The sequence below is a fragment of the Martinezella sp. CNPSo 3890 genome (genome assembly GCF_057784455.1).
In genome coordinates, this window is the sequence record NZ_JBXSOR010000016.1 from 31,929 (window position 1) to 48,141 (window position 16,213).

A 16,213-nucleotide genomic window follows, 5' to 3' on the forward strand; every position below is an offset into this window, starting at 1 on the left:
CTTGTGATTTATGATCTGTCGTTGCGTTCCGGGGGCGGCTTTGGCGCGCCGTGACCGCCACGCTGTTCATCGAGCTTCGCATTCGCAAGTCCGAGAATGGAGCCGGCATAGGCGCCGGGGGAGCCGATCGCCTTTTCCTTGGCGGCTGAGCCGGCTGCTTGCGCGCCCGAACCGAAACCCACACCGATACCGCGAAGAGCGGCGCCAGCGACGGAAGAGCCCGCGGCTCGTGCGGCCTGGGCCGCCGCGAAGCCCGCGCCGGCAGCGCCAGCGGCGAGGAACCCGGCGCCGGTGGCGAAGGATGCCGCCTGTCCACCATGGCGGATCGTCTCCATACCGCCGCTGACGGAGGCTCCCTGGACAACACCCTGAAGGATGCTCGGTACATACATGGCGATAATGAAGACCACGACGGAAATGCCGGCGATCGACAAAGTGGTGACAAATCGATCGGAGGATGCGGTCGGAGCATTCGCCAGACCCAAGAGGACCTGCGATCCGATCTTCGCGATCATCACCAGCGCCATCAGCTTCATGCCGACGCCGAAGGCGTATATGAGGTAACGGATGGCGAAGTCTTTCGTGTAGGATGAGCCGCCCAGCCCTAGCATGATCATGCCGGCCAGCAGACCAACATACATCTCGACCATCACCGATACGAAGATCGCCGCGACAAGCGAAAAGCAAATGACGACGACGCCCATCGCTAGTATGGCCGCGATCGCCAGGGCATTGTCCTCGAAAACCCCGAATTTCGCCTGTTGTGACATTTGCGAGGCGACCCGGATACCGGCGTCGAATATTTCGGCGGGCGAGGCTGAGCCACCGCCCGAGCCGATCTGAAACAGGCTGTCGATCACCGCGCGTGCAAACGTCGGCCCTTGCGTGAGGACGAACGCAAAGAACCCGATGAACATGATCCGCCGTACGAGTTCGGCGAACCAACTATCCAGCGACGCGGCCTGGACGGCGAGCCAGACCGCCGCGATACCGACTTCGATCGTCGCGAGGATCCAGAACAGCGATTTCGCCGCGTCCATGATAGTTGTCTCCCATCCCTTCGCCGCGGCCGATACTTGGTTTTCCAGCTCGGTGAGAACCTGTCCTTCCTGCGCTAACGCGGGGGCGGCGCAGGCGAGGCAGGCAAGTCCTGCGATCAGGAACGGGCGCTCAAAATTGCTCTTCACCATCTTGGGCGCATCTCCTGTCCGTCCTTGATCGGTGGCGGCTCCCCGCCGGAGCCGAAGAATTTCTCCCGAAGAGCACGCTGCTCCTCGCTGAGAACAGGTTTGGCTCCGCCCCGGAAACCAGCGATCAACAGGCTCGCGGCGGTGACGGCGAGCAACAGGGCAACGAGGGCAGCGCGGCTCACCAGCGAGGCTCCATTTTTTGACCTTCGGGAATGCTCTTGACCTCGGCGTCGAAGAACTTTTCGCGTCGCGCCTGGGCCAAATCCTTGTCGGTCTGCTCGGTCTGGAGCCAAGTTCCCATCATCGTCATTTGCTGTGAGACGAGACCGCGAAGCTTCTGCATCTGCGCGACTTGCTGGGCGGCGATTTCGTGGCCCACCTGTAAGGCCTTCATCTGCCCATCGGCCGTCTCCGACATCGATCGCAAGGACGACATCGTCTCCTCCTCGCTGTCGAATTGGCTGGCCGTCAGGCTCGCCGCCTTCAGGGAGCTGGCGATGGTGTCGCGGTTGGTGTTTGACCAGGACTGGTAGGTCGAGGAGAACGTCGCGTTGTCCGGCAGGTTGGTTTTGAGATCGGCATAACTCTGAAAACGCTGCTGAAGAACATCGTCGGCATTGCCCATCGAAAAGGCGATGCCCTGACCTTGGTTGACGATACCGCGCAGCTGATTGAGATCGCTTTCAACTTGTCCCCAGATATGATCGGGAAGCCGAGCCGTGTTTTGCAGCATGTTCTGGTAGATCTTGAGCTGGTTTTCGATCTGATCCGCAAGCTGGCTGATCTGCGTCAGCTGGTTGTCGACCTGGATGCCCGAGCTCTTGAGCAGGTCCACCAATTGCGCGTTGTTGGCGAGCTGCGTCCACTCCGTCGCGGCACCGGTGGCGGTCCCCGCTCGAGCTAAAGGCGCGGTTCCGATCGTCAGGGCCGCGGCCGCCAGGCAGGCGAACCATCTATTCGAACTTGAGTAGCGATGTGGCATTGTGAACTCCTCTCGATTCAAGCCAGTGGATCGGCCAGTCATGGCCATGTTCGGATTTCAGCGCGCGGATGCGCTTCAAGTCTTCCTTGCCGGAAGCGCCGACGAAGCTAAGGGCGACCGGTCCGAGCGACATGTCGAAGAGGCGTCGGCCTTCAGGCGTCGCCACGTAATATTCGCGCTTGGGGATCGCGGTGGAGACAATGTCGATCTGCCGCTCGTTAAAGCCCATTCGCTCATAGAACTCCCGCGTGCCCGGCTGTCGAGCGGAACCATTGGGAAGGCAAATCTTGGTCGGGCACGACTCCTTCAGGACGTCGATAATCCCGGACCGCTCGGCGTCCGAGATGGATTGGGTCGCGAGCACCACCGCGCAATTGGCCTTGCGCAGTACCTTCAGCCATTCGCGGATCTTGTCGCGGAACACGGGATGACCGAGCATCAGCCAGGCCTCGTCGAGCACGATCAGACTGGGAGACCCGTCCAGGCGCTTCTCGATCCGGTGGAACAGGTAGGTCAGAACCGGGACGAGGTTGCGCTCGCCCATGCTCATGAGCTGCTCGATCTCAAAGGTCTGGAAGGCGCCAAGGGTCAGCCCGTCTTCCTCGGCATCCAGGAGCTGCCCCATGGGCCCATCGACGGTGTAGTGATGCAGTGCGTCCTTTATCTCGCGCAGCTGCACGCCGCTGGCGAAATCCGAAAGCGATCGCCCAGAAGCACTCGCCATCAGTCCGATCTGACGGGAAATGGCATTACGATGATCGGGCGTGATGGTGACACCCTGGAGGCGGACCAGCATCTCGACCCATTCCGTCGCCCACGCACGGTCGGCGTCGCTTCCGAGTTCGGATAAGGGGCAGAAGGCCAGCGCCCGGTCCTTCCCTTCGGCGTCATCGCCGATCTCATAGTGATCGCCGCCGGCCGCGAGCGTCAGCGGCAAAAGCGCGCTTCCTTTGTCGAACGCGAAAATCTGAGCTTGGCCGTATCGGCGGAACTGCGCGGCGATCAGCGCCAGAAGTGTCGATTTACCCGATCCCGTCGGCCCGAAGATCAGCGTGTGGCCAACATCATCGACGTGCAGGTTGAGCCGGAACGGGGTGGATCCGCTCGCGACCTGCATCAAGGGCGGCGAATTCGGTGGGTAGAAGGGGCAGGGGGCGATCGGAGCTCCCGACCACACCGAGTTGAGCGGGATGAGGTCCGCGAGATTGCTGGTGTTGATCAGTGGTTCGCGGATATTGCAATACCAATTGCCTGGCAGACTGCCAAGAAACGCGTCCGTCGCATTGAGTGTCTCTATCCGAGCGCCAAAACCTTCGGCCTGGATCAGCCGGCGGATCGCCTCAGCCTTTTCCTGCAGTGCCTCGCGGTCGCTGTCGAACAGCACGATGACCGGCGTGTAATAGCCATAGGCAACCAGCTGCGATGAGGCCTGTGCGATGGCATCCTCGGTCTCGGCCACCATGGCCATCGCATCCTGGTCCATCGACCGGCTTTGTGTTTGGAATATCTGGTCGAAGAATGGCCGGACTTTCTGCTGCCATTTCTTGCGCGTGCGCTCCAGCTTTTGCCGCGACTCCTCCACATCGAGAAAAATGAAGCGGGATGACCATCGATAGGTCAGCGGCATCAAGTCGAGGCTATTGAGAATGCCTGGCCAGCTCTCCGCCGGCAGACCATCGATCGCGACAACGCCTAGGAAGCGGCTTTCGACCTTTGGCGTCAGGCCATGCTCAAGCTCGGCCGTCGCGATCCAGTCGACGTACATGGGAATATCCGGAAGCCTGATCGGATGGTTCTCGCCCGTGATGCAGAATCGCACGAACTGCAGCAGGTCGTCATAGCGGGCGATCCTTTGCCTTCCCCTCTCGATCGTCTCACGGGTTTCCATTCGCCTGATCGACAATGTGTTCGCGAGATACTGCTCGATTTCACGGATGGCATTCTTGAAAACAAGGAGCACCGTGTCCGCGTAAGACTTCTTCCGACTCTCTTCATCCGAATAGATATATTTGCTGAGAGCGGTCTTCCGGGACTCAAGCGGCCGGTAGGTGAGAATGAGGGCGTGCTTGCTCTCGAAATGCCCCTGATCCCGCTTGAAATGCGCCCGGCGCTCCGCGTCGATCGCGCGCGTGACCGGATCGGGGAAATGGCAGCGCTCTTCCGACGGATAATCGACCGTCGGAATGCGGATGGCCTCGACCTGGATCATCCAGCCGCTTCCAAGCCGCGAGAGGACCGCATTGATCTGCCGCGAAAGGCCGTTGCGTTCAAGATCGGTCGCGCTTTCCGAGTCCGGACCGGCGAAGTACCAGCCGGCCATCAGGCTCCCGTCCTTCAGCAGGAGAACGCCATTGTCGACGAGGCCCGCATAAGGAACCAGATCGGCGAAGGATGGACCGGTCGCGCGGAAGCGTTTGAGTGCCGCCATAGCCGTCTCCTCAATACCGGCGCCAAGGCGACGTGGTCGCCTTATAATAGGGTCTGTACGAGATATGCCGGATATAGACCTGCCGCATGAATGGGTCGGACTTCGCCATCATCCTGAGAAGTCCGACGATGACGATCCAAACGGCGACTCCAAAGAGCGCGGAATAGACGGTCAGCACAACGAAGATCAGGATGACCGCGGCCAGACCGGTGAGCAGCACTAGTTCGCGGTCGGCGCCCATCAGGAGGTTCGGACGCGAGAGCGCACGGTGAATGCGGTTGCGCTGCAGGCCAGATACGGGCTCAGTCATGAGTCCTCTCCCCGTCCAAGCGTTGTCCGTTCGATGTTAGCTGCGCGTCCGGCAATCCGATCGAGGCACCGGTCGCGCCGAACAGGCCGACGATGTTGGCGGCGCCGAGCAGGATGCCGGCGACGAGGACGACATAGACCAAGCGCCGCGCGAAATCGTTGAGCTCGCCGCCGAAGATCAGCATTCCGCCAGCGATGGCCACGGCGGCCAGTGCAATGGCGCCGGCGACCGGACCGGTGATCGATTCCTGGATTTGCTGCAACGGACCTTCCCAGGGCAGGCTGCCGCCAGAACTGGCGAACGCTGGGGTAACGCTAGCAAGAGCGAAGGATGCGGCAAGCAGCGCAACGATGAAACTCAAGTTCTTACACGACATGATGTGCTTCTTCCTGTTCTTCGCTAAGTTGGTCGGATTCAATTTCATATCGGCCGTTGACGAAGCGCTCGACCTGGATGACGTCGCGAACGCGCCGCCCGCGCGCTGTCCGTTCGATGGAGATAACGAGATCGACGGCTTCGCCGATCACCTCGTTCATGGGCTGCTGGCTTGCTTCCGCCGTGAGCTGCTCAAGACGACGCAGCGCCGACAGGGCGGTGTTCGAGTGAATGGTTGCCACTCCACCCGGGTGACCGGTGTTCCATGCCTTGAGCAAGGTGAGAGCGGCACCGTCGCGGACTTCGCCGACAACAATCCGATCGGGACGCAGGCGCATGGTGCTCTTCAAGAGCCGTGCCATGTCGACAGTGTCACTGGTATGAAGAAGAACGGCGTTCTCCGCCGTACATTGGATCTCGGCCGTATCCTCCAGAATGACGAGCCGATCCTCTGGTGCGCATTTCACGATCTCGTCGATCACCGCATTCGCGAGCGTTGTCTTGCCAGACCCGGTACCACCCGAAATGATGATGTTCAGCCTGGAGGAGATCGCGCTTCGAATCGTGAAGGCCTGGTCCTGTGTCATAACGCCGGAGCACACATAATCGTTGAGCGGGATTAGACGCGAAGCGCGTCGGCGAATCGTGAAGGCAGGCTTGGCGACCACCGGCGGCAGCAGACCTTCGAACCGGTGACCGCCTATCGGTAGCTCTCCGGAGATGATGGGTTGCTCGGCGTCGACTTCGGACTGGAGGGCATGGGCAACCGTGCCGATCACCATTTCGGCGGCGGCCGACGACATCTCGCCGGCCGGAGCGATACCGTGCCCAAGCCGTTCGATGTAGAGCTTTCCGTCCGGATTGAGCATTATCTCGACGACGGTCGGATCATCTAGCGCGACGCAGAGCTGATCGCCGAGGGCTTCTTGAAGTTTGCGGACAAGCCGGGGGTGAGAGCGAAGCTGGTTCACCGATTTCTCCTTACACTGCATGGTTGCTAGGGGTGAATTCCGACTGGTAGTTGGAAGGGCGGAGCTTCTGAAACATCTCCTCATTGGCAGGTAAGATGCCGGCTACCGCCATGGTACCACCGATCTTCCTGGGTCGGCCGAGGCGCTGGAGCGGCCAATCGACACGAGCGAGGATCCGCTCGAAGCGGACGTCGGTCACCGTGACGATTTCCGAGAAGTTGTTCGCCATGCACCATTCGATGATTCCCGCGAACATGGTCAGCGTTGCTTCATGCACTGAACCCGTTTCCCTTCCCTCCTTAAGTGCGGTGTTGACGCAAAAGCGCGAGCTTTCGATCATTGCGCGGTGGGCATTTAGCCGGCCATTCGGGAGAAGCGAGGAAAAGACCTCGGTCACCATGGTCGGACCAAGGGCCGGGAGCAGCCTTGCACATCCGGCCACTTGGCCACAGGCGGAGATTGCGAGGACGTAGGTTGGCCCATGAGCGTCAAAGTCATCGGACTCGCATTCCGCGGTTACCTTGACGTCCCAACCCAGGCGACCGGAGAACACGCGGGCACGGAGTTTGTGATGCATGTGGAGGAGATGCGTCTCCTGGATCGTCCGGGGCGTCGAGAACGCGACAACTCGCATGAACTTCTCCGTCGTTGTTTCTTCCGCGGAGAAATCAGCACAGATTGGAATCGTGTGGCAGTTGTAGAATCCTACAAATCGGTAGCGGCCTGGGTCGGGTGACTTGGGAAAGATGCTGGAAGATCAATATTTCAACAGCGTTTCCGTTGAATGTGGTACCAGAGCCTGCCCGCAAATTTCGAGCCATGCGATTTGTGGCGGATTTCGCATGGGCGCGAACTGATGGCGGCCACGGTGGTCGTTCGGGCCATGCTGGGGGTGAGCAATGCAAAGGTTGCTGTTGATCGACCTCGCACCTCAAGTGTGAGTCCAAGCTGCAACAGTTTTCGACAATCGACCGCTTGGCCCAGCCGGCGCTGGATCCCTTTCCTCCGTTCGAGTTATTTCGATAGGGCAGGATGATTTGAGCGGACATGGTGGCCGTCTCATCCGAAGGACACGTCATGACGGCGCAGATTGTCGCGGCATGGGCCGCACGGAACGGTTTCGATTTGCTCGATGCATGGAGGTATCGTCGCAGTGACGATGCACGCACAATCACCATCGAGATCAAGAGGCTCTCGGTGGTGTTGATCGATGAGAGAACAGGTTCGCGCCCGCGGATCGTTTCCGCATTGTTCAAGGATCTGGTGTTCGGGAATCCGAGCAGCAAACTCGACCGGCTCCTGCTTGATCGTTGACAAGCGGGTGGCCGGGATTTCCATCTCTGTAATTGTTACGCTATTCGACCATGCGCAGCTGTGGACACTCCGAGATTACATTGAATCTCTAGGTGGTAGCTTGAAAATCATCGCCGATGTCGCCGGCAAGAAGGTCGACCTTTCCAGCATCGCTGAAAAGTCACCACACCGCTCAAAAAGGGCATAATTCTGAGTTCGGGCGGCCACTAGATTACCAACCTAGCCGCCCGTCCGTTCTTTCGCTCCGCATTGTTATAGTAACTCGCCGCCTGCGCCACGGACTTGTGTAGGGATTGCTGCATGGCTTCCTGCAAAGGAACGCCGCGATTGGCGGCTTCCGTCAGATATCCGGAGCGCAGTCCATGCGCCGAAAACAGCTCCGGATCCAAACCGGCCTGGCTGCAGCGTGTCTTCAGGATCAGATTGACCGACTGTGGCGTCAGCGCCCGCCGATCCACATTGCCCCACTGGTCGATGCGCCGGAACACCGGTCCGGCGTCGATCCTGGCCTCCATCAGCCACCGCTTGAGCGCTTCGACTGGCCGACCAATCAAAACGACGTGCGTGCGGTCGTCGGCCGTCGTCGTCTTGGTGCGGCCGAGAGTGATGGTGAGACACGGCAGGAGAGGGGAGGCGGCATTCCTCGGATCGGCATGCACCGGCTCCTCGTCGACCAGATCCTCTACTCGCAGGTCAGCGACTTCGGAGCGCCGGCGGCCGCCGGAGGCAAAGGCAGTCAGCAACAGGGCGCGGTCGCGAAGATCGACGCGGCGGTCGCCAGCACAAGCGGCCAGCAGCTTTGCCAACACATCGCCGGTGACGGCTCGTCTGCTCTTGCGGCGGCGTTGTCGCGGCGTGGCGCGCACAGACAGGCGCAATGCGGTTTTCAGGGAAGGCGCGGCAAATGATCCCGTTAGCCCGCGCCAGCGCGTCAGGATCGACCAGGACGTCAGCCGCCGGCGTACCGTGTCTGGCGCATGCGGGCCATCGACACGCAGTAGACCCTGGGCGCGCAATCCGATCTCGACGTTGGCCGGCATACCATGCGTGGGATCCTCGGCACGCTCGGCGGGATCCCAGAGATGATGGGCGACGAATTTGAGAAGCAGGCTTTCCGGCGCCGGCCAGGGGAGGGAAGCGCCGGTGGCAAGCTCGCACCAGGCTTCGAGATAGCCGAGATCGGAGGCGAGTGCGCGAAGCGTATTGGCGCCCATGCCTTCCTTGGCGAGATGCTTAAGGGTGGCGACGTCGTCATCGGTCAGCAGCGCCGCCAGCTGATCGCGGCGGGCGAAGGGCAGGATAGCATCAAGGGCGTCCAGCTCCTCGGCGCGGAGCAGCACTGGATCAGCGGGGGAGGGCCGGACGACAGCTTTGCTTGTCATTGAGTAGCCGATGCGGGATGGCACTTTACGTCCGTCCGCCCGAAATCATTCCCCTTGAAGAGGAGAGGGGCCTTTGCGATCGCGGCAACGGCGTACGAATAGCAGTCGCCTATGTTAAGGCTGGCCGGATGGCGACCTTTGCCAAACAGGTCGAAGGCCTTCTCGGCAACATAATGATGCCGCTCGCCAAAGGCCACCGCAATCACATTTGGCAAAGCGACGAGCTGTGAAATGATGATTGCAGCGTTAGGAAACTTCTTGCCGGTGAGCACCATTCGTGCCTCAAGCAAGGTCGGCCAGCCAATGACGACATCCTCGCGGGAGACGAGCGCATGAAACCGTTCAGCTTCGGGCTCTCCCAGTGATGTAGCCACAATTACCGACGTATCGACAGCGATCACTTCGGCAAACCGTTTTCGTCGTAGAGATCATCGTGGGCGTAGGTGGTGCCGGCCGGCACGGACCGTCGGCCCTCCGCCATCAACTCCCAAAGCGTGTCGGCTGGCGTCTGTGTCGGTTTTTGCCGCAGTTCTTGGTCGTAATGCTCGAGCGCAATTTCGACGAGCTTGTTGATTGGTTGGCCGGTGCGTCTGGCCAGGGCGTGCGCCAGATCGCGTGCCTTGCTGCTGCGGATGGAAAGCCGCGGTGCGGGCATTTTGAGCACTCCTGGCGCGGATATCATGGCCCGCAAAGATAGTGCTTTGCTGGGAAGATAGCAAGCGAACGCCTTCAGATGGCTCGCTATCGATACTTGGTAAGTCTGGCTTGAGCGGCGTTGGGGCCGGATCGCCACGCACGGTCAGATAAAGCTGGAACTGATCGAGAAGGATGTCGATCCCTCGAAGGGCATCGATGCGCTGGCACCTCAGAAAACCAGACGCGGCTATCAGCCGAAATAACCCCCCGGCGGGACAGGCCTCTTTGACGTTCGACGGCAGAACGATGCCCCCGGCGGCAAGACCGGGGGAGATTTGCGGTGTCAGTCCCAAGGGATGACGGCCATCAGCTCGTCGCCATCCTGTCCGGGATAGCGGCCGAGGTTGGCGTTGAGCCTGCCGTAGCCGGTGTTGACGGAGAGGGTCAAATAGTCTCCGCCATTCTGGTTCTGCTTCTTCCAGATGCCGCCGATTTCGACGCGGCGTCCGCGAGGTGTCTTGACGAAGAGGCGATAGACCGGAGCCTTGGCGTTGGGGCTATCGAATTCCTCCCCGAAAATGTCGAGGTCGTAGGCGAGGGATGCGACATTGCCGGTGAGCGTGTTGTCCTCGTTGACGCGGATGAAGTTGACGAGATCGGTCATGGCAGTGTCTCCTTGGTTTGCGTTGCCGATGGTCACGATCAAGCGGCCGGAAGACAGTCAGCGCAAATGCCAGGGCATTTGCCGCGGGGACTGCACCCGAGGGGCAAAGCGCATGCGGAGCGGCGCCGGCTGGGAGGAATTTGCCTCGCGAGGAATGACGTCAGTCAGGGGAAATTCGTCAATGCGGCGGTTGCTGTCCGACTGGCCGGTCGCAATGAGCCATCAACTTGAGGCAACGCAATCTAGGAAGATACGTCCGGCGCTTAGGTTTCGTCTCAATCCCTTCAATGGAAACATCTCGCTGGCCGGCGTGATCCGGCAACAACAATACAGCGGATGAATAGGGAATGCGCTACAGCAACGCCAAGGTTTCGGTCCACAGCCCGAAGGTGATCACCTGGGCGTGCCTACATGCTGGTATCGGCGGCATATGGAGGAAGCAGAAGCGGCAACGGCGCTGTTTGAGAAGCCGTCACTTGATAACCAAGCCGCCCGGCATTGCACCGAACGGTATGCTTCCGACGGGGATGTCTTAGTCCTGTCTGTCGTGCTCCGGGTGCGATCGGACCGATCCGGCCGAAAAGCCGGCGGCATCGCCTGCCTTCGACCTTGCGTTTCATTGCGGGCGGGCAGGGGTGCACGAGGGGAAGGGCCGAAGGGGGTTCCCCTCGCCCCAATGATGATCAAGCAGCTGCTCGCAGATCGAAATTCGCGTGGATCACCTCGTAGGGAATATGAATTTTCCCATCGTCGGTCTGTTCGATTATACCCCAATCAGACAAGGCTGACACATCGTCATGCACCCGCTTGATGTCCCGTTCGAGAGAGCGGGCAAGGCCGCGAATGCTCGACGGGCCGATCTTTTGAAGATGTTCGATCAATTCCCATCGTTTGGGTGTGATGACCGAAAAGAGCTGGGCGGGTGAGGAAAAAGTGAAGACGGCGACGGGATCAGAGGGCTTTCCCGACCGCATCGCGCTAGCCGCCCGGTCAAAGGCTTCATCAAGAGCTGCTTCGCTATCAGCTCGGATTTGGATCAAGGCTTCTTTCATGGCTTCTGCCTCCTCTTGATGATCTCCTTCCGAAAATCGGACAGGAGGGCATCGGTCGTCGTGAAGTGGTAAGGCTGCTCGTCACCGTCCAGATGGCAATGATCACCCTTACCCCGCTCATTGTCGAAACCGACGATGCGGCGACCATCCTTGCCGTAGAACAGTCGATACTTGAACAGATGCATGCTTCCGGCAACAGGTTCAGGCACTTTCCAGATAACGATCTCGACAATCGCGCCGGCTGGCAAAACCGTTTTGGAACGTTCGATCAAGGTCGCTGCAATCATGTTGTCATTTATGCCATCAGTTAAAACCGTTGTCAAGAATGACAACGGGCAAGATATGGAGAAAGCAAGCCGGTCGCAGCGGAGAGACGCTGCGACCGGCGACGGCTGATTACTCAGCCGCCTCGGGACGTTGATCATGTCCGTTGCATGGTAGTCGCTGTACTCATCTGCCTCGGCAGCCAGCAAACCACCCTTGCCTTCGTCCGCCTGGAAACGGCGGGGCGGATGAGGGAGGGGAGCAAAGCCGCGCCGATGGCCCGGGCCTCGGCATAGGCTGCGGCTTCAGCGTTATGAGACGGCGGCGAAGGAAACCTTCACGCCACCTCGTAATCAAGCCGCCTTCGATGGCTCGTCCGACGACGCGAGCGACACGGAGAGTTTCACGCCGAGCGCTCTGGCGGCACCGATCAGCGTCGAAAGCTTCGGATCGCCGTGCTCGCTCGGGGCTTTATAGAGCGCTTCCTGCGTTACACCTGCTTCCTTGGCAACAGCACTCATGCCGATAGAACGAGCAACATCGCCAAGCGCATGAGCGATCAGGGAGGGGTCGCCATCCTCAAAAGCCGCTTCGATATAAGCGAAGCGCTCCTCCGGCGTTTTCAGGTAATCCAGAACATCAAAGCGGGTCGTTTCTAGCACCATGTCAGATCTCCTTCGCCATTTTCTTCGCTTAGGCGATATCGCGCGTCTGCGAGGACTTGTCGCCGCCACATAAACGAATGACCAAGGTGCGGCCCGTATAGGTCAAATACAAACGATATCACGGCTTAGATTGATCGAACTGCCTGCGAAGGACCTGCCATTCCTCCCAGACATGGGAAAAATCAACATCCTTGTAGCCACGCCTCTCTTCTACAGCTTCCGCGGCGCTCGTCAGCACAGCAATGGCGGCAGCGCTGTCGCGCACTGCTTCCACCTGACTTTGGGTCAGTGGCTTTCCATTCAACTTCTCCGCGTTCAGCAGCAATGCAGACAGTGACGGCACAGCCACAATGACCGGGTGGTCGGGATTGGGCCGGCGCATCAATTCCGCGAGCGTACCATTATCAGAACTCTCCAAAGGTTGATTGCTTGCCGCCATACTTGCTCCCGAACTGACGATGAGACAGACAACCCATAGCACGGCATAGATATTCACCACTCTTGGCATGGATAATCTGTACCTGTACCGATATGAAATAAATAGATCATTCGGGATCTAATGTTTTGCTGCGATGCGGCAGAAGTGACGCTTTTCGATCCGTCGAGAAACGTTTATCGAGCGCCGTGAGCCTTGGCAGTCATATCAACTCCGAGAGCGCGCATCACCGCCAACGTTGTTTTGAGCGTTGGGTTTCCGCGTTCGCTGAACGAGCGGTACGGCCAGTCCCGCGATCGCGAGGTTGTTCTGCGGTGCCTTCATGCTGGCTTCCAGCGACTTGCTGGTGAGTACAATCTCGAGGCAGCTGTAATCGCGCGAATGGGTGAGAACCGTCTGCAGCAGCAGGGCGTGAACCACGCTCGCCAGCGCGACACGATGGTTGCTAGCAAATTCGAGCCGGAGCGCGGCGGTGCTCCATGCCGTCAGGTCTTCGATCAGCGTTGCGGAATGGATTAGCACGGGAGCGACGGGAGCCTGCGCGGCAGCTTCGTTTGCCCGAGCCGCATCCGCATCATTCTCGGCGTCCTCCGAACCATTCTCACCGCCCTTGGCTTCGTCCGGTCGAACATAGCCGCGATAGATCACAGGGTTTCCGCTGTAATCGAGCGACACGATAGCGCCAGCGCGGGCAAGATCATCGGGCGCATAAGCCCGTCAGCCTATGAGGAGGTCTGGAGATAATGGGGCAGGCTGGCGCAGTAATTGCGATCAGCTGCATCTACGATGCGTGCCGGGCACATCAACTCGGCTGGCGGCTATCTCCGGGATCTCACTGCAAAGGCGAGACGAGGGGAATTTTCGTTGGGTCCGATGCTATTTGCTCTCTTGAGAGCGAATTCGGTGCCAAGCAAAGCCTCCGCGCGAATACGAGGGACCGTGCAGTCACCGAAGTTATATAATAAGCCTTTGAATTCATGTGGAATTCTAAAAGTTTCCGGCTGGCACCTTCTTGCGTGACGCGGGATCAATCATTTGCTCGGGTGCCCTTCATCGGCCGCATGCTGTCGACGCCACGTTCGCGGTCGATCCAGCGCATGATGGGCGTGACCGCGATCCCGTGGGCGACAACAGAAATCAGGATGATCGTGAAGACAGTCGCCCATAGGGTTTCGACGTGTTCGAATTTCGCTCTCTGGGTTGCGAAGGCGAGATAGTAGATCGACCCGAGGCCGCGGATGCCGAACACGGCGATGATCGCCTTTTCCGCTTTTGGTTGATGGCAGCCGAACAGGCTGATCCAGCCCGCGAGCGGCCGGATGACTGCCAGCACGATGACAGCAACGACGACAACACGCCAATCGGCCTGAGCCAGGAGCGTGCCCTCGGCAAGCACAGCGCCGAAACAGACGAGAAGAACCATCATCAGCAGCCGCTCGATCTGTTCGCCGAAGTCGTGCAACTCACCGTGGAAGCTGCTTCCCCTTTCGACGCTGCGCAAGGTCAACGCGCTGATGAAGACGGCCACGAAGCCATAGCCGCCGACCAGTTCGGTGGCAGCGTATGAAACGCAGGTGAAGCCGAGGGCGGCGAGCCCGTCGCCCGTTTTCGCAAGCTGCCCGGCCTTGGGCAATCGGAACGTCAGATGGGCCAACGCCCGCCCGGCGAGCCAGCCCATGCCCGTGCCTGCGACGAGCTTCCAAAGAACGTCGACGACGAGCCAATGGCCGATCCAGTCGATTTGAGATGACGCGCCGGCTATTGCGATCGCGGCCATGACGAAGGGGAAACTGAGGCCATCATTGAGACCGGCTTCGGAGGTGAGCGCAAAGCGGATATCGTCCTCCTCGCCAGTCTGCGGCGGCCCGACCTGGACATCGGCAGCAAGCACGGGGTCGGTTGGCGCGAGCGCAGCTCCGAGCAGAAGCGCCGAAGCGGGGGGTAAGGACAACAGAGCCCAGCCGAGAAACGCGATGGCGGCGATGGAGAGCGGCATTGCAACGCCAAGCAGCCTCCAGGTCACCATCCAGCGTCTCCATCCCAGCGGACGATCGATCTTCAGACCAGCCCCCATCAACGCGACGATGACGACCAGTTCCGTCAGGTGTTCGGCCCAGCCGACATTCTCCAGCGGGTTCCTCTGCGGCAGCGGCGTAAACGGCGACAGCGAGAGGAGTATGCCGATAACGATGCAGCAGATCGGCAGCGATAGCGGAATCCTCTTCAAGGCCAGCGGCAACCATGTCGTCAGAAGAACCACCACTCCGAAGATGAACAGCGTGACGACGTAGTCCATTATGTCCTCTACTTACAGGCTTGTCAGCCGGAGGAAGATCAGACGCTGCGGGCCTGCTGTGGATGTTTTCCTTCCCTCAAATTCCTCGAGGATCTTGGCGCAGAAAGCAGAAAGAACCTTTGGATTGCGGCTGGTGATCAGCCAAGGCCCAAAGCAGGCAGTGAACGGCCGCAGGCTAGTATGTGCTAAGCGGCCGCCTTTTCTGTGCCGGCACCAAAGCGCCGACGATAATCACCCGGTGACACCCCAACAAGCCGATTAAACACTCGTCGAAAAGCCGTAGAGTCCTCGTAGCCAACCGACCAAGCGATCTGGTCGACCGTACGTTTTGTAAATTGCAGCAGTTCGCGGGCCTTCTCGACACGGACGCACTGTACATACTCCGTGGGCTTGATGCCCGTTGCGGCTTTGAAGCGCCTCTGAAAGGTTCGCTCTTCAAGCCCGGCTTCGCGCGCCATATCGGCCACAGAAATGGCGCGTGCTCCTTTCGCCTGCAACCAGTGTTGGACGCGCAAAATGGCTTCGTCGCCATGCGTGAGGCGTGGTGCGAAACTCCCATAGTGGCGCTGTTCCCGTCCGCCTGCATCGACCAGAAAGAAACGGCTGGTTTCGACCATGATGCTTGGGCCCAACAGACGGTCGATCAGCCGCATGCCTAGATCGGTCCATGCCATCAATCCTCCCGCTGTGACGATATCACCATCGTCGATCACGATTTTTTCAGGCTCGACCCGTAAATCGGGGAAGCGCGTCTGAAGAAGATCTGCAAACTGCCAATGCGTCGTTACAGGGCGGCCCCGCAATAAGCCTGTCTCGGCCAAGACAAACGCGCCACCGCAGTTCGACGCCAACACGGCTCCGCGCGTGTGTTGTTCCAAAAGCCAGAGCGCAAGCGGAGCGGCTTCGGCGGCCGTAACTGGGCCCGACAACCTGCCAGGCGCGACGATAATATCCGGGAGGCCCTCGCCACCGGCATGGGTATCGAAGGTACGCTCGAAACTTTTCCCGCTGACTGCCCAGTGACTCAGCCGTAAAGTTCGGCCATTGCGTGCGCCGGAGAAGCTACTCGCGGTCATCAGCATATCAGTAAGCCCATGGACCATGGCTGTTTGGCATCCGCCATACAACAAGATTCCGACCTCAGCTGCCCTGACTGAAGGGCCTTGCCGATCCTGAAGCGCGGGTTCGATATCCTCGTCCATGATAGTAGTTCGACTTTCTGATTGTCAGTTTTGGCCTGCCAAATGT

20 protein-coding genes and 2 pseudogenes are annotated in these 16,213 nt (G+C 59.7%); 3 read left to right on the forward strand and 19 right to left on the reverse strand.

The annotated features are described in order from the left end of the window. Positions 1 to 8: 8 nt before the first annotated feature. The 8 genes from trbL to traI are packed head-to-tail and all read right to left on the reverse strand — an operon-like array spanning position 9 to position 6,890. Entirely contained in the window at positions 9 to 1,190 is a 1,182-nt protein-coding gene (gene trbL / locus AC13RC_RS27105) for a P-type conjugative transfer protein TrbL (RefSeq protein WP_113396282.1), read from the reverse strand. Beyond that, positions 1,184 to 1,372 carry an entry exclusion protein TrbK gene (trbK, locus tag AC13RC_RS27110; protein WP_145323691.1) on the reverse strand — a complete coding sequence of 63 codons (189 nt, stop codon included), beginning with the start codon at positions 1,370 to 1,372 and terminating at the stop codon, positions 1,184 to 1,186. The genes trbL and trbK overlap by 7 nt, the downstream gene beginning before the upstream one ends. Further along, positions 1,369 to 2,172 (reverse strand): P-type conjugative transfer protein TrbJ, encoded by an 804-nt coding sequence (gene trbJ / locus AC13RC_RS27115; RefSeq protein ID WP_113396284.1) that lies wholly within the window; start codon positions 2,170 to 2,172, stop codon positions 1,369 to 1,371. Before trbJ ends, trbK begins: the two co-directional genes overlap by 4 nt. After that, on the reverse strand, positions 2,144 to 4,600 hold the full coding sequence (locus AC13RC_RS27120) for a conjugal transfer protein TrbE (RefSeq protein WP_488559082.1): 2,457 nt from the start codon (positions 4,598 to 4,600) through the stop codon (positions 2,144 to 2,146). Before AC13RC_RS27120 ends, trbJ begins: the two co-directional genes overlap by 29 nt. A gap of 10 nt (positions 4,601 to 4,610) precedes the next feature. Then, positions 4,611 to 4,910 carry a conjugal transfer protein TrbD gene (locus tag AC13RC_RS27125; protein ID WP_069610839.1) on the reverse strand — a complete coding sequence of 100 codons (300 nt, stop codon included), beginning with the start codon at positions 4,908 to 4,910 and terminating at the stop codon, positions 4,611 to 4,613. After that, positions 4,903 to 5,286 carry a TrbC/VirB2 family protein gene (locus tag AC13RC_RS27130; RefSeq protein ID WP_488559083.1) on the reverse strand — a complete coding sequence of 128 codons (384 nt, stop codon included), beginning with the start codon at positions 5,284 to 5,286 and terminating at the stop codon, positions 4,903 to 4,905. The genes AC13RC_RS27125 and AC13RC_RS27130 overlap by 8 nt, the downstream gene beginning before the upstream one ends. Then, positions 5,276 to 6,256, reverse strand: coding sequence for a P-type conjugative transfer ATPase TrbB (gene trbB / locus AC13RC_RS27135; protein ID WP_145635157.1), 981 nt, complete (start codon positions 6,254 to 6,256; stop codon positions 5,276 to 5,278). Before trbB ends, AC13RC_RS27130 begins: the two co-directional genes overlap by 11 nt. A gap of 10 nt (positions 6,257 to 6,266) precedes the next feature. Then, complete coding sequence (traI, locus tag AC13RC_RS27140) at positions 6,267 to 6,890, reverse strand: acyl-homoserine-lactone synthase (protein ID WP_488559084.1); 624 nt, start codon at positions 6,888 to 6,890, stop codon at positions 6,267 to 6,269. Between the two features lie 443 nt (positions 6,891 to 7,333). Here traI and AC13RC_RS27145 point away from each other — a divergent pair, with 443 nt between their 5' ends. Then, complete coding sequence (locus tag AC13RC_RS27145) at positions 7,334 to 7,570, forward strand: hypothetical protein (protein ID WP_113354827.1); 237 nt, start codon at positions 7,334 to 7,336, stop codon at positions 7,568 to 7,570. 206 nt (positions 7,571 to 7,776) lie between these two features. Here AC13RC_RS27145 and AC13RC_RS27150 read toward each other — a convergent pair whose 3' ends face one another. Genes AC13RC_RS27150 through AC13RC_RS27160 form a run of 3 tightly spaced genes read right to left on the reverse strand, consistent with a single transcriptional unit; the run spans position 7,777 to position 9,607 of the window. Next, on the reverse strand, positions 7,777 to 8,952 hold the full coding sequence (locus AC13RC_RS27150) for a site-specific integrase (protein WP_488559085.1): 1,176 nt from the start codon (positions 8,950 to 8,952) through the stop codon (positions 7,777 to 7,779). Next, a complete protein-coding gene (locus AC13RC_RS27155; RefSeq protein WP_488559086.1) occupies positions 8,949 to 9,353 on the reverse strand; it encodes a type II toxin-antitoxin system VapC family toxin in 405 nt (134 codons plus the stop codon). Before AC13RC_RS27155 ends, AC13RC_RS27150 begins: the two co-directional genes overlap by 4 nt. Further along, the gene (locus AC13RC_RS27160) at positions 9,350 to 9,607 is read right to left on the reverse strand and encodes a type II toxin-antitoxin system VapB family antitoxin (protein ID WP_113354767.1); all 258 of its coding nucleotides are present in this window, start codon (positions 9,605 to 9,607) and stop codon (positions 9,350 to 9,352) included. Before AC13RC_RS27160 ends, AC13RC_RS27155 begins: the two co-directional genes overlap by 4 nt. Before the next feature lie 118 nt (positions 9,608 to 9,725). On the opposite strand from AC13RC_RS27160, the pseudogene AC13RC_RS27165 reads away from it, so the two are divergent. Continuing rightward, a pseudogene (locus AC13RC_RS27165) lies at positions 9,726 to 9,851 on the forward strand (WGR domain-containing protein); the annotation flags it as partial. A gap of 80 nt (positions 9,852 to 9,931) precedes the next feature. On the opposite strand, the gene AC13RC_RS27170 reads toward AC13RC_RS27165, so the two are convergent. The 6 genes from AC13RC_RS27170 to AC13RC_RS27195 form a co-directional block, all read right to left on the reverse strand. Further along, positions 9,932 to 10,252 carry a DUF736 domain-containing protein gene (locus AC13RC_RS27170; RefSeq protein WP_069610847.1) on the reverse strand — a complete coding sequence of 107 codons (321 nt, stop codon included), beginning with the start codon at positions 10,250 to 10,252 and terminating at the stop codon, positions 9,932 to 9,934. Positions 10,253 to 10,935: 683 nt separating this feature from the next. Next, positions 10,936 to 11,304 (reverse strand): HVO_A0114 family putative DNA-binding protein, encoded by a 369-nt coding sequence (locus AC13RC_RS27175; protein WP_113354768.1) that lies wholly within the window; start codon positions 11,302 to 11,304, stop codon positions 10,936 to 10,938. After that, positions 11,301 to 11,777: a toxin-antitoxin system TumE family protein gene (locus tag AC13RC_RS27180; protein WP_488559087.1), complete on the reverse strand. Its 477-nt coding sequence runs from the start codon at positions 11,775 to 11,777 to the stop codon at positions 11,301 to 11,303. Before AC13RC_RS27180 ends, AC13RC_RS27175 begins: the two co-directional genes overlap by 4 nt. Positions 11,778 to 11,921: 144 nt before the next feature. After that, entirely contained in the window at positions 11,922 to 12,233 is a 312-nt protein-coding gene (locus AC13RC_RS27185) for an addiction module antidote protein (protein WP_069610771.1), read from the reverse strand. Positions 12,234 to 12,351: 118 nt separating this feature from the next. Continuing rightward, positions 12,352 to 12,672, reverse strand: a complete 321-nt coding sequence (locus AC13RC_RS27190) for a hypothetical protein (RefSeq protein ID WP_488559088.1) — start codon at positions 12,670 to 12,672, stop codon at positions 12,352 to 12,354. Between the two features lie 204 nt (positions 12,673 to 12,876). After that, the gene (locus AC13RC_RS27195; RefSeq protein WP_488559089.1) at positions 12,877 to 13,344 is read right to left on the reverse strand and encodes a hypothetical protein; all 468 of its coding nucleotides are present in this window, start codon (positions 13,342 to 13,344) and stop codon (positions 12,877 to 12,879) included. Positions 13,345 to 13,377: 33 nt separating this feature from the next. On the opposite strand from AC13RC_RS27195, the pseudogene repC reads away from it, so the two are divergent. Then, positions 13,378 to 13,569: pseudogene (gene repC / locus AC13RC_RS27200) on the forward strand (replication initiation protein RepC); the annotation flags it as partial. A gap of 127 nt (positions 13,570 to 13,696) precedes the next feature. Here repC and AC13RC_RS27205 read toward each other — a convergent pair. Beyond that, complete coding sequence (locus AC13RC_RS27205) at positions 13,697 to 14,968, reverse strand: cation:proton antiporter (RefSeq protein ID WP_145651042.1); 1,272 nt, start codon at positions 14,966 to 14,968, stop codon at positions 13,697 to 13,699. 182 nt (positions 14,969 to 15,150) lie between these two features. Continuing rightward, complete coding sequence (locus tag AC13RC_RS27210) at positions 15,151 to 16,167, reverse strand: GlxA family transcriptional regulator (protein WP_488559090.1); 1,017 nt, start codon at positions 16,165 to 16,167, stop codon at positions 15,151 to 15,153. Positions 16,168 to 16,213: the final 46 nt, after the last annotated feature.

Excerpts from the sequence above, each read along its gene's own strand:
- trbL (WP_113396282.1), bottom strand. The coding sequence starts at position 1,190 with ATGGTGAAGAGCAATTTTGAGCGCCCGTTCCTGATCGCAGGACTTGCC.
- trbJ (WP_113396284.1), bottom strand. The coding sequence starts at position 2,172 with ATGCCACATCGCTACTCAAGTTCGAATAGATGGTTCGCCTGCCTGGCG.
- AC13RC_RS27120 (WP_488559082.1), bottom strand. The coding sequence starts at position 4,600 with ATGGCGGCACTCAAACGCTTCCGCGCGACCGGTCCATCCTTCGCCGAT.
- AC13RC_RS27125 (WP_069610839.1), bottom strand. The coding sequence starts at position 4,910 with ATGACTGAGCCCGTATCTGGCCTGCAGCGCAACCGCATTCACCGTGCG.
- AC13RC_RS27130 (WP_488559083.1), bottom strand. The coding sequence starts at position 5,286 with ATGTCGTGTAAGAACTTGAGTTTCATCGTTGCGCTGCTTGCCGCATCC.
- traI (WP_488559084.1), bottom strand. The coding sequence starts at position 6,890 with ATGCGAGTTGTCGCGTTCTCGACGCCCCGGACGATCCAGGAGACGCAT.
- AC13RC_RS27145 (WP_113354827.1), top strand. The coding sequence starts at position 7,334 with ATGACGGCGCAGATTGTCGCGGCATGGGCCGCACGGAACGGTTTCGAT.
- AC13RC_RS27150 (WP_488559085.1), bottom strand. The coding sequence starts at position 8,952 with ATGACAAGCAAAGCTGTCGTCCGGCCCTCCCCCGCTGATCCAGTGCTG.
- AC13RC_RS27160 (WP_113354767.1), bottom strand. The coding sequence starts at position 9,607 with ATGCCCGCACCGCGGCTTTCCATCCGCAGCAGCAAGGCACGCGATCTG.
- AC13RC_RS27170 (WP_069610847.1), bottom strand. The coding sequence starts at position 10,252 with ATGACCGATCTCGTCAACTTCATCCGCGTCAACGAGGACAACACGCTC.
- AC13RC_RS27175 (WP_113354768.1), bottom strand. The coding sequence starts at position 11,304 with ATGAAAGAAGCCTTGATCCAAATCCGAGCTGATAGCGAAGCAGCTCTT.
- AC13RC_RS27185 (WP_069610771.1), bottom strand. The coding sequence starts at position 12,233 with ATGGTGCTAGAAACGACCCGCTTTGATGTTCTGGATTACCTGAAAACG.
- AC13RC_RS27190 (WP_488559088.1), bottom strand. The coding sequence starts at position 12,672 with ATGGCGGCAAGCAATCAACCTTTGGAGAGTTCTGATAATGGTACGCTC.
- AC13RC_RS27210 (WP_488559090.1), bottom strand. The coding sequence starts at position 16,167 with ATGGACGAGGATATCGAACCCGCGCTTCAGGATCGGCAAGGCCCTTCA.